Below are 14,574 nucleotides of genomic sequence, written 5' to 3'. Positions count from 1 at the left end.
AATCGGTGTGGGCCAGTACTTTTTTATAGTCGCGGTCCACGATCAAGGTGGAGATACCGGTGGCGCGAATTTCGGCAATCACGCGCCAGATCTCGGCCACCACCAGCGGGGCCAGACCTTCGGTGGCCTCGTCGAGAATCATTAGCTGCGGATTGGTCATCAGTGCGCGACCGATCGACACCATTTGCTGCTCGCCGCCCGAGAGCTGATCGCCGCCGTTGGACAAGCGTTCCTTGAGGCGTGGAAAGGTCTCGAGCACGCGCTCATAGGTCCAGTTCCTACGGCCGTCCAGGCCAGCCCTGGCACTCATCAGCAGGTTCTCCTTGACGGAGAGATTGGGGAACACGCCGCGTCCCTCCGGAACATAGCCAATGCCGAGACGGGCCATTTTTTCGGGGGCGGAATTCGTCACCTCTCTGCCGCCGGCAAACACCCTGCCGGAGCGAGCAGGAACATAGCCCATCAGCGTGCGGATCAAGGTGGTCTTGCCCATGCCGTTGCGTCCCAGCAGGCCCACGGCCTGGCCTTGTGGCAGCTCCAGCGAGATGCCGTGCAGGATATGGCTGTCACCATAAAAACTGTGCACCTCCTGCAGGCTGAACATGGCTTGCGTATTGGATGCGGTCACATGCTTTTCGGCGAGTGTTTCAAGCATGTTCTTCCTCTCCCAGATAGGCGGTGCGTACCACGGGGTCTGTGCGAATCTGGTCTGGGGTGCCGGTGGCCACCACGCTGCCATTGACCATCACGGTGATGCGATCTGCGATGCGAAACACGGCATCCATATCGTGTTCCACCAGCAGCACGGCGTGGGCTTTTTTCAGCTCCTGCAGCAGCACCAGCATGCGTTCGGTTTCTTCTGCACCCATGCCGGCCAGCGGCTCATCCAGCAGCAGCACGCGCGGTGCGGTGGCAAGGCACATGGCGACTTCTAATTGGCGCTTGGCTCCATGGCTCAGGCTGCCTGCAATGCGCTGCGCATGTTGCGCCAGACCTGCGCGTATGAGTGCCGATTGCGCGCGCTCCATGCTGGCGGCGCAATGCTGGGCAGATTCCCAGATGCGCCAGGGGCGTGGCTGGGCCTGCGCCTGTGCGGTCAGGCGGCAGTTTTCCAGTACCGTGAACTCCGGGAAGATGGTGGTGCGCTGGTAGCTGCGGCCAATGCCCGCCTTGGCGCGCAGGGGCTGGGGCATGCGTGTGACGTCATGGCCTTCCAGCGCAATGCTGCCGCTGCTAACCGCTATCTCGCCAGAGAGCATATTGATCAGCGTGGATTTGCCCGCGCCGTTGGTGCCGATGACGGCATGGACCTCACCCTGATGCAGTTCCAGATTCACCTCATTGACGGCCACCAGACCACCAAAGCGCCGCGTCAGGCCGCGTACGGAAAGCTTGGGAGCATCACTCATGGTTTGCTCCTTGATTGGTAGCTGCTTGCGCTTTATCTGTCTGCACTACAGACTTTTTTTGCCATTTATCGTTGATGCCTACCAACCCCTTGGGCAGCAAGGCGACGAGCACGATGATGGCGATGCCCAGTGTCAGCTGCCAGTGGTCGGCCGCATTGCCCATGAGGGCGTGTGTGCTCAGCAGCTCCTTGAGCAGCACAAAGGTAATGGTGCCCAGCACCGCACCGCGCAGCGAGCCCACGCCGCCCAGAATCAGCATCAGCAAGACCTCGCCAGAGTGGTGCCAGGCCAGCAGTTCTGGGTTGACCACGGCGTCGCGTGCAGCCAGCAGAAAGCCTGCAAGTCCAGCCAGAGCACCCGCAATCACAAAGCCCGCGAGCTTGTAGCCGTAGGTCGCAAAACCAGCGGCGCGCATGCGCTGCTCGTTGACGCGAATGCCTGACAAGGCATGACCAAAGCGCGAGTGGCGCAGCATGGCGATGAAGGCGTAGACCAGCACCAGCGCGGCCAGCACCACGAAGTACTGGGTGCTGCTGCTTTCCATGTCCAGCGCGCCAATGGCTGGGCGCTGCATGAGGTAGATGCCGTCGCTGCCGCCAAAGTAGCCCACGTCATGCACTACAAAAAACGCCAGCTGTGCAAACGCCAGCGTGACCATGATGAAGTACACGCCCTTGGTGCGCAGGCTGAGCGCGCCGACCACCAGTGCATACAGCCCTGATGCGCCAACAGCTGCGCCCAGCATGACGAGAAAGTTGCTGCCATCTGGCCCCGCAGCTTTTACAGCCGCATAAGCGCCCAGGCCAAAGTAGGCGGCGTGGCCCAGACTCACCAGCCCCGCGCCGCCCACCAAAATGTGCAGGCTCAGCGCGAAGATGGAGAGAATCATGATCTTGACGACCAGATCGGACAGATAGGCCGACCAGAAGGGCTGAGCGGCCGCCAGCAGCGCGGCACAGGCCAGTGGCAGCACAACCCCCACCCACACGCTTTTGGCGCGAATAGGGCGGCTCTGGCTGGTTACCGCAGGTGCCTCGGCATAGGCTTGGTTGGTGTGGGGTAGCGGGTTGCTCATGTTCAGCTCCGTTTACCCATAAGACCTTCGGGTCGCCAGACGAGGATGACGGCCATCAGCAGGTAGATGCTCATGCCGCTGAGTTCCTGAAAAAACACCTTGCCAAAGGTATCGACAAAGCCCACCAGCAGCGAGGCAATCAGTGCACCAGTAATGGAGCCTATGCCGCCGATCACGACGACCACAAAGCAGATGATGAGCACGCTGGAGCCCATGTTCGGATAGACCGAACTCATGGGCGCGGCAATCATTCCGGCCAGCGCTGCGAGGGCGACGCCAACGGCGAAAACGATGCGGTACAGGCGCTTGATATTGATGCCCAGACCACGAACCATGTCGCGGTTGCTGGCACCGGCGCGGATCATCATTCCCAGCCGCGTGCGGTTGACGGTGTAGTACATCAGCAGCGCCACAAGCAGACAAGCCACGGCGGCAAAAACGTTGTACCAGGGGTACTGCATCATGCCCATCAGCGGAAAGCTGCCAGCCAGCCACGCAGGCTTTTCCACGCCATGCACATCGTTGCCCACCAGGATGGCGCGCAGGCCTTCAAACACCAGAATCAGGCCATAGGTCATCAGCACTTGCTGCAGGTGGTCGCGCTCGTAGAGAAAGCTGAAAAACGCCCATTCCAGTGCGTAGCCGAGCACCACGGTGATGAGCACGCCCACCAGCAACATGGTGATGAAATGCTGGCCCAGATAAGGCGACAGCGCAAACGCCACATAGGCGCCAATCATGTAGAAGCTGCCATGGGCGAGATTGATCACGCCCATGATGCCGAAGATCAAGGTCAGGCCTGAGGCCAGCAGAAACAGCAGCAGCCCGTACTGAATCGAGTTCAGGCACTGCACCAAAAAGGTGGCGAGATCCACAGCAATCCTTGTCCAGGAGGAGGTCGGTTAAAGCGCACATGGCCCGGTTTCACGGGCCATGCGTTGGTCTTACATGCGGCAGCCGCGTGCAGGGTCTGCAAGGCCCTTGACGGCAATGCCGATCTTCTTGTTCTCCTTGCCATCGACCTTGCGCAGATAGATGTCCTGCACGGGGTTGTGTGCCTTGCTCAGTGTGAAGTCACCGCGTGGGCTGGCAATCGTGGCTTTTTCGATGGCGGTGCGGAAGGCGTCCTTCTTGGTGATGTCGCCACCGGCAGCCTTCAGACCCACGGCCAGCATCTGCGCTGCGTCATAGCCTTGCACGGCATACACGTCGGGCTGCAGCTTGTAGCTCTTGGCGTAATTGGTGCGGAAAGTCTTGTCGCGAGGCGTGCCCAGCTCGTCCGCATAGTGCAGCGTGGTCAGCATGCCTTGTGCGGCCTCGCCCTGGGCCTCCAGCGTGCCGTCGGTCAGGAAGCCGGGACCGTAGAGCGGAATGGTCTTGGACAGGCCGGATGCGTGATAGTCCTTGACGAATTTCACCGCGCCGGCACCGGCGAAGAAGGAGAACACGGCATCGGGTTTGGCCGCTGCAATTTCGGTCAGAAGGGCCTGGAATTCGACGTTCGGGAAGGGCAGCGTCAGCTGCTTGCTGACCTTGCCGCCATTCTTTTCAAATCCTTCCTTGAAGCCGTTGACGGCCTCTTCACCGGCTGCGTACTTCCAGGTCAGGGTCATGGCGTTTTTCTTGCCCTCCTTGGCGGCGACCACGCCCATGGGGTAGGCAGTCTGCCAGTTGGTGAAGGAGCTGCGGAAGATATTGGGCGCGCACATGGGGCCGGTGACGGCATCGGCCCCCGCATTGGGCACGATGAGTACGGTGCCGCTTTCCTTGGCAGCCTTGGCCATGGCCATGGCTACGCCCGAGTGCACGGTGCCGACGATCACGTCGACCTTGTCGCGTTTGATCAGGCGGTTGACGTTATCGGTGGCCTTGGCGGGGTCGGATTCGTCGTCGACCTTGAAGTACTCGATCTCACGTCCACCCAGTTTTCCGCCTTGCTCGGCCACCTGCATGCGAAAGCCGTTTTCAATCGCCACGCCCAGTGCTGCATAAGTGCCGCTGAAGGGCAGCATGAAGCCGACTTTGATCTTTTCCTGCGCCATGACACTGCCGCAGCTTGCGGCGGCGGCCAGTGCGATTGCTGTGGCTTTGCTCCATGTTGCCCATTGCTTGCTCATGCTTGTCTCCTGCTGGTTGATTGACGAATGCCTGGGTACTCTTGAATCACCGGTTCTGACTGGCGGGTGGCTTGCTCAAACGCATGCACGTGCGCACTCTAACAACTTTAGGTTTAAAGCAAAACCAGCGCTTGCCCTAGTCGGTAAATTCCTGTTTTCATAGCTGTATCCGCTTGATGGGTAAAGGCTCAGTGCGGTTTTGATTCCAATTCGCGCAAACGAAAGCGCTGAATTTTCCCGGTCGCGGTCTTGGGAAGTTCGTCGACAAACTCGATAAAGCGTGGATATTTGTAGGCCGCCAGCCGGTCTTTGACGAAGGCCTTGAGCTCTGCCTCGCTGGTGCTGTGACCGGGTTTGCAGACCACATAGGATTTGGTCTTGGTCAAGCCTTGGGCATCGGTCACACCGATGACTGCAGCCTCCAGCACGGCGGGGTGCAGCTGCAGCGTGGACTCCACCTCGAAGGGAGAGACATAGATGCCGCTGACCTTGAGCATGTCGTCGCTGCGGCCCGCGTAGGTGTAGTAGCCATCGGCGTCGCGCACATATTTGTCGCCGCTCTTGAGCCATGCGCCCTGAAAGGTGTCGCGCGTCTTGTCGCGGTTGGCCCAGTACATCAGCGCGGCGCTGGGGCCTTTGATGAAAAGATCGCCAATCTCGCCATCGGCCACGGGCTTTCCGTCTTCACCGCGCAGCTCTACCGCATAGCCAGGAACAGGCTTTCCGGTGCTGCCGTAGCGTATGTCGTCAGGCCGGTTGGAGAGAAAGATATGCAGCATCTCGGTGGAGCCAATGCCATCCACAATGTCTGCGCCAAAGTGGGTCTTGAAGCGCTGCGCAATCTCGGCGGGCAAGGCTTCGCCTGCTGATGAACACATGCGCAGGCTGACTTGCTCGCGCGCTGGTAAGGCTGGGTGAGCCAGCATACCTGCAAAGCCAGTGGGTGCGCCAAAAAACACCGTGGGCTGGTGCTGCGTCCAGCGTGCAAAAACGGCCTCGGGCGTGGGGCGTTCAGCCATCAGAGCTACGCTTGCACCCACGCTTAAAGGGAAGGTCAGTGCGTTGCCAAGGCCGTAGGCAAAGTAGAGTTTGGCGGCAGAAAAGCAGACATCGTTTTCGTCCAAGCCCAGTACCGGTTTCCCATACAGCTCGGCTGTCCAGTACGGGTTGGCGTGGGTATGAACAGCGCCCTTGGGTTTTCCTGTGGAGCCTGATGAATACAGCCAGAAGCCGGGGTCGTCCCCCATGGTTCTTGCCGCATGGGGCAAGGGCGTTTGCTGCGCCAGCCAGGGCTGCATGGGCTCGAATGCGGGGGGCAGCCCCTGCGGCGCTTCTTCAGGTCTGGTGACCCAGATGTGGTTGACTTCGTGTTGTGCTTGGTTGAGTGCCTGCTGCACTGCGGGAACCAGCGCGCCATTGGTCAGAATGGCCTGCGCGCGGCAGTGCTCAAGCATGTAGGCATAGTCAGCCGGTGTGAGCAAGGTATTGACCGCAACAGGCACCACGCCTGCGTACATAGCTCCTAAAAACGAGATGACCCACTCGCGCATATCGTGCATGACCAGCAGCACGCGCTCTTCGCGGTGAATGCCTGCAGCCAGCAGGCCATGGGCGATGCGGCTGGCTTGTTCCTGCAGCTGCGCATAGCTGAGCGTGCCTTGATCATCGGTATATGCAATCTTGTCAGCGCGGTCCTGATTGAGATCGAACAGATGCTGGGCGAAATTGAAGGGCTGGCTGAAATCAATCATGGTCAGGCTCCCGTCGTTGCACCCAGTGCCTGCAGCACGCTGGGTGCGGCCTGCATGGCGCTTTTGCGGTGGTAAAAATCCAGTGCCCGTAAGCCGCCCAGCTCGGCACCGCCACCGGCGCGGCCCGGCCCGCCATGCATGGACTGGGGCATGACATTGCCGTGGCCCGTATGCAGCTTGGCGACATTCGGCGTGACCACATGCACGCGGCCGTGGCTGGCGGCTAGGTCGGTGCTGGCTGTGGCCAGTGCCGCCGCATCTTCGCCATACAGCGAGCAGACCAGCGAACCCTGACCCCGATGTGCAAGCGCCAGACCGTGCTCCAGGTCACGGTAGGGCATAAGCGTAGCCACAGGGCCAAAAATTTCCATGTCATGCACCAGCGCGCAGCCGTCGGGGTCTTCAGTGCCCAGCAGCACGGGCTGGGCGCAGGCGGCAATCGTAGGGTTGGCATCGACCAGTGCATTGGCTCTGCCGTCATACAGCGCGTTGGTGTGGGCCAGCAACTGGCTCAGCCCTTGCTGCACGGTGTCGTACTGCGAACGGCTGACGAGCGATCCCATGCGTACGGCCTCATTGCGCGGGTTGCCCACGGTGACTTTGGCAAGCTGCGCGGAGATGGCCTGAGCCACTTCGTCATACAGATTTTGCGGCACCAGAATGCGCCGTATGGCCGTGCATTTCTGCCCTGATTTGACGGTCATTTCACGGGCCACTTCACGGGCAAGCAGGGTCACGGCTTCGCTGCCTGCGGCGTGGCCAGGCAGCAGCAGTGCGCTGTTCAGGCTATCGGCTTCGATGTTGCAGCGTACCGAATGGCGGGTGATGGCGTTGTGGCTGCGAATGGTGGCTGCGGTGTCGGCTGAGCCGGTGAACGACAACACATCCATGGGCTGAAGCTGATCCATCAACCCGGCAGCGCTGCCGCAGATGATGGACAGCGCACCCGGTGGCAGCACGCCCGCATCGATCACATCCTTGACCATGCGCTGCGTGAGCCAGGCTGTAGTCGTGGCGGGTTTGATGATGACGGGAACGCCCGAGAGCAGGGCTGGAGCCGCTTTTTCCCACAGCCCCCAACCGGGGAAATTGAAGGCGTTGATGAACAGCGCCACGCCGCGCGTGGGCACCTGAATATGCTGGGACTGAAACGCCCCCTCTTTGGCCAGCGCCACGGCTGCGCCATCGCTCAGGTGCTTGGCATGGCCTAGCGCTGCGCCCCACTTGGCGTACTGGCCCAGCGTATAGATTCCGCCATCCACATCGACGGCAGTGTCGTTCTTCACCGTTCCGCTGTTGGCGGTGGAGATTTCGTAATACGCATCGCGGTGGGTTTGCAGTACGGCCGCAATATCTGCCAGCAACTGGGCGCGCTGGGCGTAGCTCATGGCCCGCAGAGCCTTTCCGCCGGAGTCACGAGCAAAGGCAAAGGCCGCGTGCAGGTTAAGCCCGGTGGCATCGACGCGAACCAGCTCGGTGCCCAGAATCGGGTCCAGCAATCGGCTGCCCGGTCCAGTGCCGGTTTGCCAGCGCCCGGCAACATGGTTGGCAAGTAGCTCGGTCATTTGCTGACCCCTTGGGTGGCAAATGTGCGGATCGTGAGGGCGGCCATAGGTGTCTCCTGAAGTGCGGCTTTGAGCTGCATCTAGTCTTCGATGAAACATGCAATATTGTGCGTGCATTCAAAAGATAAATACGGGACAATTCAGTGTCAAGCAATATATTGCATGTATGGCGTTAACCCCGACTGTTTATCATTCACCCCCTCTGAGGAGCTTTATGGATCAGTTAGTGACGGCACCAGAACTGGATATGCAAGAGGCCGAAGCAGGCAAGAGTGCGCTGCTGCAGGCGCTGGGTGAGCGGGTGCGCAATCTGCGTGCCAGCCGTGGTTTGACGCGCCGTGGGCTGGCGTCTGCCGCCGAGGTGTCGGAGCGCCACCTGGCCAATCTTGAATACGGCACGGGCAATGTCTCCATCCTTGTGCTGCAGCAAATTGCACAGGCACTGCGCTGCAGCATGGCCGAGTTGCTGGGCGATGTGACCACCTCCAGCGCCGAATGGCTGCTGCTGCGCGAACTACTGGAAGGCCGCAGCGAAGCCGATTTGCAGCGCGTGCGGCTGGCGGCGGGCGAGATTCTGGGTACGGCACCCAGCGGTGATCCGCATCGCGGCACCCGCATTGCATTGATCGGTTTGCGCGGTGCAGGCAAGTCCACGCTGGGCCGCATGCTGGCCGATCAGCTGAACGTGCCATTTCTGGAGTTGAACCAGGAAATTGAGCGCGTAGCTGGCTGCAGCGTGCGCGAGATTTATGACCTCTACGGGGCTGGCGCTTATCGACGCTATGAGCGCCGTGCGCTTGAAGAAGCCGTGCAGATTTACAGCGATGTGGTGATCGCCACCCCGGGCGGCATCGTGTCAGATCCTGCGACCTTCAACGAGCTGCTCAGCCACTGCACCACCGTGTGGTTGCAGGCTCAGCCCGAGGAGCATATGAGCCGTGTGGTGGAGCAGGGTGACACGCGCCCCATGGCCGCCAACCCTGAGGCCATGGACGATTTGCGCCGCATTCTGCAGGGGCGCGCGGCCTTTTATTCCAAAGCCGACCATCTGCTTGATACCAGTGGCAAGAGCCTGCAGCAAAGCTTTAAACAGCTGAAGTCTCTGGTGGTGCAGTAACGCGTTTCAGACGGGAAGCGCGCGCTGCAATATCGCCGAGAGATCGAGTGCTGCCGGGTTGAAGGCCCCAACCACCATGGCCCCGCTTTGCTCGCCCAAGCGGGTGTGGATAAAGCCATCGGCCATATAGCCGGGCGCATGTTTGCGCAGCAGGCAGGCCTGAGCTAGCAGAGCCAGGTCTTGCACCAGTCTGCGAGCCTGCGGCTCCAGCGCCTCTGGCGCGGCAGACAGACGTTGGGCCAGCGACTGAGCCAGCCGCGTCAGCGTGGGTTCCCCTGCAGCCATGTTGAGGAGGTCCTGCAGCAGCAGGCGTGTGGCTTCAGGCTCGCGGCCCATGGCGCGCAGCACATCAAGGCACATCACATTGCCCGATCCTTCCCAGATGGAGTTGACCGGCGCTTCGCGGAACAGGCGCGACACAATGCTTTCCTGCACATAGCCGTTGCCGCCAAAAACCTCCATGGCTTCGCCTGTGATTTCTACCGAGCGTTTGCAGACCCAGAACTTGGCGGCTGGCGTCATGATGCGCTTCCAGGCACGGGCCAGCAGGTCGCCTTCGGCCTCGCGTTCATAGGCCTGCGCCAGATGCATTCCCAGTTGCATGGATGCTTCGCTTTCGAGAGCTAGATCCGCAAGCACACAGCGCATCAGAGGCTGATCTGAGAGGATTTTCCCGAAGGCCGAACGCTGTCGTGCATAGGCAATCGATTGCACGGCGGCGGTGCGCAAAATGGCTGCGCTGCCCAGCACGCAGTTCAGCCGCGTGTAACTGGCCATCTCGATGATGGTGGGAATGCCTCTGCCTTCCTCACCCATGAGAATGCCCCAGGCGTCTTGTAGTTCTACCTCGGAGCTGGAGTTGCTGCGGTTGCCCACCTTGTCTTTGAGGCGCTGAATACGCACCGGGTTCTTGCTGCCATCAGGCCGCCAGCGCGGCACAAAAAAGCAGGCGTGGCCGCCTGGATCGCCATTGGGCGCAGCCATGCGCGCCACAACCAGGTGGGCATCGCACATGGGGGCCGAGAAAAACCATTTGTGGCCGCGCAGCAGATATTCGCCACCGCGCCCGCCTTCATGCACCGGGCGGGCTACCGTGGTGTTGGCGCGTACGTCAGAGCCGCCCTGTTTTTCTGTCATGCCCATGCCTATCCAGATGGATTTTTTCTGGCTCAAAGGTGCATCACGCGCATCGTATTCATGGCTGTAAAGCTGGGCCTGCAACTGGCTCCAGAGCTGCGGTTCTTTTTGCAGCACAGGGATGGCTGCTGTGGTCATGGTGGCGGGGCATAGCGTGCCTTGCTCAACCTGCCCATGCAGATAAAAGCCTGCGGCCCATGCGCTCCAGCGGCCTTTCACTGCGCTCTCAAACGGCAGCGAGATCAGGCCTTGTTCGCGGTACAGCGCCATCAGGTTGTGCCAGCTGGGGTGGAATTCCACGGCATCCAGCACGCGACCGCGTGCGTCAAAGCGCTGCAGCTCTGGGGTGTGGCGGTTGGCTAGCTCGGCATGCTCCCAATTGGCCTTCTGGCCAAGCTGCTGCGCAAAGCGGTCTAGTGCTGGCGTAAAGGCCTGCGCCTGCTTTCGTTGCAGGGTTTCTTGCAAGGCCATATCGGACTGAAGCAGATTGATGTCGGTCAGCTCATCAACCTGATTGAAAACGTCATGGGTATCCAGGGCTTGCATGCAGAACCTCCGGTGGCAACAAACCACTATAGAGCGACTGCATGCGCAGGGGAAAGCGGGTTTTCAGCGCTGCGCTTATCGCTTACGCGCCTGCTCGTACAGGCCCATGACGCGCGGCACATTGCCTTCAAGCTGGCGAATGCGGCTGGGGCCCGTGGGATGGGTGGAGAGAAAGCCTATGCCGCCTTCGCCCGTGGCTTCACCCATCTTGCGCCACAGGCTCACGGCGGCCTGCGGGTTGTAGCCTGCGCGGGCAGCCAGCTCAAGGCCCACCAGGTCGGCATCGCTTTCATCGTTACGGCTGAACTTGAGGCTGAGTAACTGCCCGCCAAGGCGCGCTGCTGTGCTGCCAATATCGCCCAGACCCAGTAGCTGCGCACCCAGTGATATGCCAATGCTGGTGGCCTGATTTTTGGCCAGTTGCTCGCGCGAATGCTCGCGCAGCGCATGTGCCATTTCATGGCCCATGATCATGGCGATTTCATCGTCCGTCAGCTTGAGTTGGTCGATGATGCCGGTGTAGAAGGCAATCTTGCCGCCGGGCATGCAAAACGCATTGATCTGTTTGCTGGCGATCAGGTTGACCTCCCACTTCCATTGGCTGGCGCGTGGGTTCCACTGCGCAGCGTATGGGATGAGACGCTGTGCAATGGCGCGAATGCGCTGCAACTGGGCGTTGTTGCCGTCTGCGAGTGCTCCTTTGGCCTTGGCTTGCTGTAGCAGCTCCTGGTACTGCTGCGTGGCGGAGTTTTCAAGCGTTTCTGCCGGCACCAGCTGGCGCATCACCGATGCCTTGCCTACATCGACCTGAGCCTGCGCAGGCGCGTGCATCAGCGGGGCGCAGGCAAAGGCCACCAGCAGCGAGTGGCGAGTGGCGAACCGGCGCAGGAGGGAAGTGGTGGCGTGCATAAGGGCCAAGTCTATGCGAGCCGTAGCAGGCGGTAGGTCAGACGGCTTCTGCAGACTTACGTTCCGCCTGCACTACCAGCCACAGGCCTCCAATCACGCCCAGCAGGCCAAGCACTGACCACCATGCAGGGCGCTCACCCACGATCAGCAGCGACAGCACAAAGGCCGTAATGGGCTCTGCCTTGCTGAGTGCCACGCCAGTGGCTGCAGACATGCCGCGCAAGCCAACGGAAAACAGTAGATAGGCCACACCTGTCGCTACGATGCCCAGATAGATCACGACGGCCCAGCCGCTGGCGCTGACTTGTTGCGGACCACCCAGCCATGAGGCAAACGGCAGCGACAGCAGCGCGGCGCAGCCAAACACCCAGGCGTTAACTGTGGCCACACGCGCCTGCATGACCAGCGCCTGATTGACCAGTGCATAGGCCGCATAAGAAAGCCCCGCCAGCAGGCATAGCGCCATGCCCACCCATGGCAGGTGTTGCCTGTCCGCCGTGGCCAGCGCCATGACAATGCCGCCGCCCACGCCTATGCAGGTTCCCAGCCACCACTGCGGGCTGGGCATGCGCTTTTGCACTACAGCCTGCATCAGCCCCGCCCAGATGGGGCCGCTGCCAATGGCCAGTGCTGTGCCCAGCGCCACGCCGCTGGCTTTGATGCCAGCAAAAAAGCTCAAGTTGTAGATCGCCATGCACAGCCCGCAAAACACCATGCGGCCCCAGCGCAGGGGTGATGGCCGGTGGCCTCTGTCCATCACCAAAGCCAGTGCGATAAAAAACAGCGCTGCCATCACCATGCGCAGCCCACCGACCCAATAGGGCGACAGCTGTGCCGGTGCAAAGTGCTGTGCAGTGCCCGTGGTGCCCCAGAGCATGGCGGCGGCCAGCACCAGGCCCACAGGCCCTAATGAGGCGGTGGTGGAGGGGAGAGAAAGAGTGGTGGGAGAGGACATGAGAGAGTCATCATGCGCCGCAGCAAGCGTGGTAACTATCGAAGAACGCTTGTGGTGATGGGGGCGGAGTCAGCGCTGCTCACGCAGCTGGCGAGACGTCACGCCACGTTCGCGCCGCAGGGCGTAGGCCAGTGCGCTGGCCGATGCATAGCCGCAGCGCAGAGCCGTGGCCTCCAGCGCAGCGCCTTGCTTGAGTTGCTGCACTGCCGCATCAAGGCGCAGGCCGCGCAGCCAGTTTTGCGGTGTGTGGCCTGTCAGTTCTACAAAGCGGGCATGGAACTGGGCCACGCTCAAATGCATCAAGGCTGCCAGTCGCGCAGTGGGCCAGTTTTCATGCAATGTGGCCTGCACCTGGTATTGCAAGCATTGCAAGTCCAGCCCGCGGCGTTGCAGCAGCGTGCGGGCCTGCAGCACCAGCGCCATTTGGGCAGCTGCAGACAGGCTGGACTGGGGATAGCGCAGCGGCGGCGGCACGGCAAAGCGGCGCAGCTTATCGAGCCCATGCGCCATGGGGGCATCAATCACCAGTACCTGCGTTTGTGGCTGGGCCAGATAACCGTGGTCGGTGCCCGCAGGGATGACCATGCCGCAGGCGCTGTCGACAAAGCTGGGCCTGCCAGCTACCTCCAGCTCCATGCGGCCTTGCAGTGCAAACAGAATTTGCGCATAGCCGTGAGCATGGGCCTGATGCTCGCCGTGATAGCTACGCACCGAGGCCTGTGCTTGATCAAGCACAGGTCGCAGGGATGCGGTGTCACGGCTCATAGGTAAATCTTGCTTACAGAAGAGGGGGCAGGCTCGCAGATGGTAGCGTCTGCCCCTGCACACAGGCAACCGATAATGCCCACAGCCTTAAAGAATCAGACCATGACCGAGTCGACCAAAACAAGCAGCAAACTCTCCGATATCACCCCCACGGCAACGCCAGAGCCCAAGCGCAGCTGGGGCCAGGCCCTCAAGGTCTATGCCCAGCCCACCAGCTTGCGCATGCTGGCTTTGGGCTTCTCGGCCGGGCTGCCGCTGCTGCTGGTGCTAGGTACTTTGAGCTTCTGGCTGCGTGAGGCCGGTATTGACCGCAGTACGATTGGCTTCTTGAGCTGGGTTGGGTTGGCTTACGCCTTCAAGTGGGTCTGGTCACCCCTGGTGGACAGGCTGCCCCTGCCGGTCGCGACAAGACTGCTGGGCCGGCGCCGCAGCTGGCTGCTGTTCTCGCAGTTGCTGATTGTTGCGGGACTGCTGGGCATGTCTTTTGTGGACCCCAAGCAGGCTTTGCAGCCGCTGGTGATCTGCGCGGTGCTGGTGGCCTTTGGTTCGGCTACGCAAGACATTGCCCTTGATGCCTACCGCATCGAGTCTGCCAAGGTGGACGATCAGGCCGCGCTGGCCGCCACCTACCAGACCGGTTATCGCCTGGCCATGATCTGGGCCGGTGCGGGTGTGCTGTGGGTTGCCTCCAAGGTGCAGGGCGATGTGCAGGGCTATGTGGTGCAGGCCTGGCATGTAGCCTATACGGCCATGGCGGCCAGCATGCTGGTGGGCATGATTACGGTGCTGCTCTCGCCAGAGCCTGAGGCCCGTCCCATGGCCCCTGCGCGCAATGCATCGGAATGGATTCAAGGTGCGCTGATTGCGCCGTTTGCTGACTTTATTGGCCGCTACCGCTGGCAGGCGCTGCTGCTGCTGGCGCTGATTGGCCTGTATCGCGTAAGTGACGTGGTCATGGGCATCATGGCCAACCCTTTCTATGTGGACATGGGTTACACCAAGGAAGAAGTGGCCGCTGTGACCAAGGTGTTTGGCGTCATCATGACGCTGGTGGGCGGTTTTGTCGGCGGCACCATGGCCGTGCGCTGGGGCGTGATGCGTGTGCTGATGCTGGGCGCGGTGCTGTCGGCTGGTACCAATCTGCTGTTTGCCTGGCTGGCCACCCGTGGCCATGATGTATCGGCACTGGTCTGGGTGGTCAGTGCAGACAACCTGGCGGGTGGTATTG

Annotated in this window: 13 protein-coding genes; 2 read left to right on the top strand and 11 right to left on the bottom strand. The window is 61.2% G+C overall.

Annotation, left to right across the window (positions count from 1 at the left end):
* From RSF91_RS18495 to RSF91_RS18465, 7 genes are all read right to left on the bottom strand, one after another.
* Positions 1–604 (bottom strand): ABC transporter ATP-binding protein (locus tag RSF91_RS18495; protein WP_332569793.1); only part of this gene is annotated, 604 nt, incomplete at its 3' end.
* A gap of 43 nt (positions 605–647) precedes the next feature.
* A complete protein-coding gene (locus RSF91_RS18490) occupies positions 648–1,409 on the bottom strand; it encodes an ABC transporter ATP-binding protein (protein ID WP_332569791.1) in 762 nt (253 codons plus the stop codon).
* Positions 1,402–2,484: a branched-chain amino acid ABC transporter permease gene (locus RSF91_RS18485; protein ID WP_332569790.1), complete on the bottom strand. Its 1,083-nt coding sequence runs from the start codon at positions 2,482–2,484 to the stop codon at positions 1,402–1,404. The genes RSF91_RS18490 and RSF91_RS18485 overlap by 8 nt, the downstream gene beginning before the upstream one ends.
* A 2-nt stretch (positions 2,485–2,486) precedes the next feature.
* Entirely contained in the window at positions 2,487–3,359 is an 873-nt protein-coding gene (locus tag RSF91_RS18480; RefSeq protein WP_332569789.1) for a branched-chain amino acid ABC transporter permease, read from the bottom strand.
* A 69-nt stretch (positions 3,360–3,428) separates the two neighbouring features.
* Complete coding sequence (locus RSF91_RS18475; RefSeq protein WP_332569788.1) at positions 3,429–4,601, bottom strand: ABC transporter substrate-binding protein; 1,173 nt, start codon at positions 4,599–4,601, stop codon at positions 3,429–3,431.
* Between the two features lie 188 nt (positions 4,602–4,789).
* A complete protein-coding gene (locus RSF91_RS18470) occupies positions 4,790–6,352 on the bottom strand; it encodes a benzoate-CoA ligase family protein (RefSeq protein ID WP_332569787.1) in 1,563 nt (520 codons plus the stop codon).
* Between the two features lie 2 nt (positions 6,353–6,354).
* Positions 6,355–7,917, bottom strand: a complete 1,563-nt coding sequence (locus tag RSF91_RS18465) for a 3,4-dehydroadipyl-CoA semialdehyde dehydrogenase (protein WP_332569786.1) — start codon at positions 7,915–7,917, stop codon at positions 6,355–6,357.
* A gap of 214 nt (positions 7,918–8,131) precedes the next feature.
* Here RSF91_RS18465 and RSF91_RS18460 point away from each other — a divergent pair, with 214 nt between their 5' ends.
* Positions 8,132–9,034: a helix-turn-helix transcriptional regulator gene (locus RSF91_RS18460; protein ID WP_332569785.1), complete on the top strand. Its 903-nt coding sequence runs from the start codon at positions 8,132–8,134 to the stop codon at positions 9,032–9,034.
* A 6-nt stretch (positions 9,035–9,040) separates the two neighbouring features.
* Here RSF91_RS18460 and RSF91_RS18455 read toward each other — a convergent pair whose 3' ends face one another.
* The 4 genes from RSF91_RS18455 to RSF91_RS18440 form a co-directional block, all read right to left on the bottom strand.
* A complete protein-coding gene (locus tag RSF91_RS18455) occupies positions 9,041–10,717 on the bottom strand; it encodes an acyl-CoA dehydrogenase family protein (RefSeq protein ID WP_332569784.1) in 1,677 nt (558 codons plus the stop codon).
* A 75-nt stretch (positions 10,718–10,792) separates the two neighbouring features.
* Positions 10,793–11,626, bottom strand: a complete 834-nt coding sequence (locus tag RSF91_RS18450) for a M48 family metallopeptidase (RefSeq protein ID WP_442878892.1) — start codon at positions 11,624–11,626, stop codon at positions 10,793–10,795.
* Between the two features lie 37 nt (positions 11,627–11,663).
* A complete protein-coding gene (locus RSF91_RS18445) occupies positions 11,664–12,581 on the bottom strand; it encodes a DMT family transporter (RefSeq protein ID WP_332569783.1) in 918 nt (305 codons plus the stop codon).
* Positions 12,582–12,650: 69 nt separating this feature from the next.
* Entirely contained in the window at positions 12,651–13,346 is a 696-nt protein-coding gene (locus RSF91_RS18440) for an AraC family transcriptional regulator (protein WP_332569782.1), read from the bottom strand.
* Between the two features lie 102 nt (positions 13,347–13,448).
* Between RSF91_RS18440 and RSF91_RS18435 the strand changes: the two genes are divergently transcribed.
* A partial coding sequence (locus RSF91_RS18435) for an AmpG family muropeptide MFS transporter (RefSeq protein ID WP_332569781.1) occupies positions 13,449–14,574 on the top strand: 1,126 nt, incomplete at its 3' end.

This window comes from Comamonas sp., from assembly GCF_036643215.1.
Classification (GTDB): domain Bacteria; phylum Pseudomonadota; class Gammaproteobacteria; order Burkholderiales; family Burkholderiaceae_C; genus Comamonas.
The sequence above is the reverse complement of the archived record's forward strand: the minus strand, read 5'-3'. Positions and strand labels throughout refer to the sequence as shown.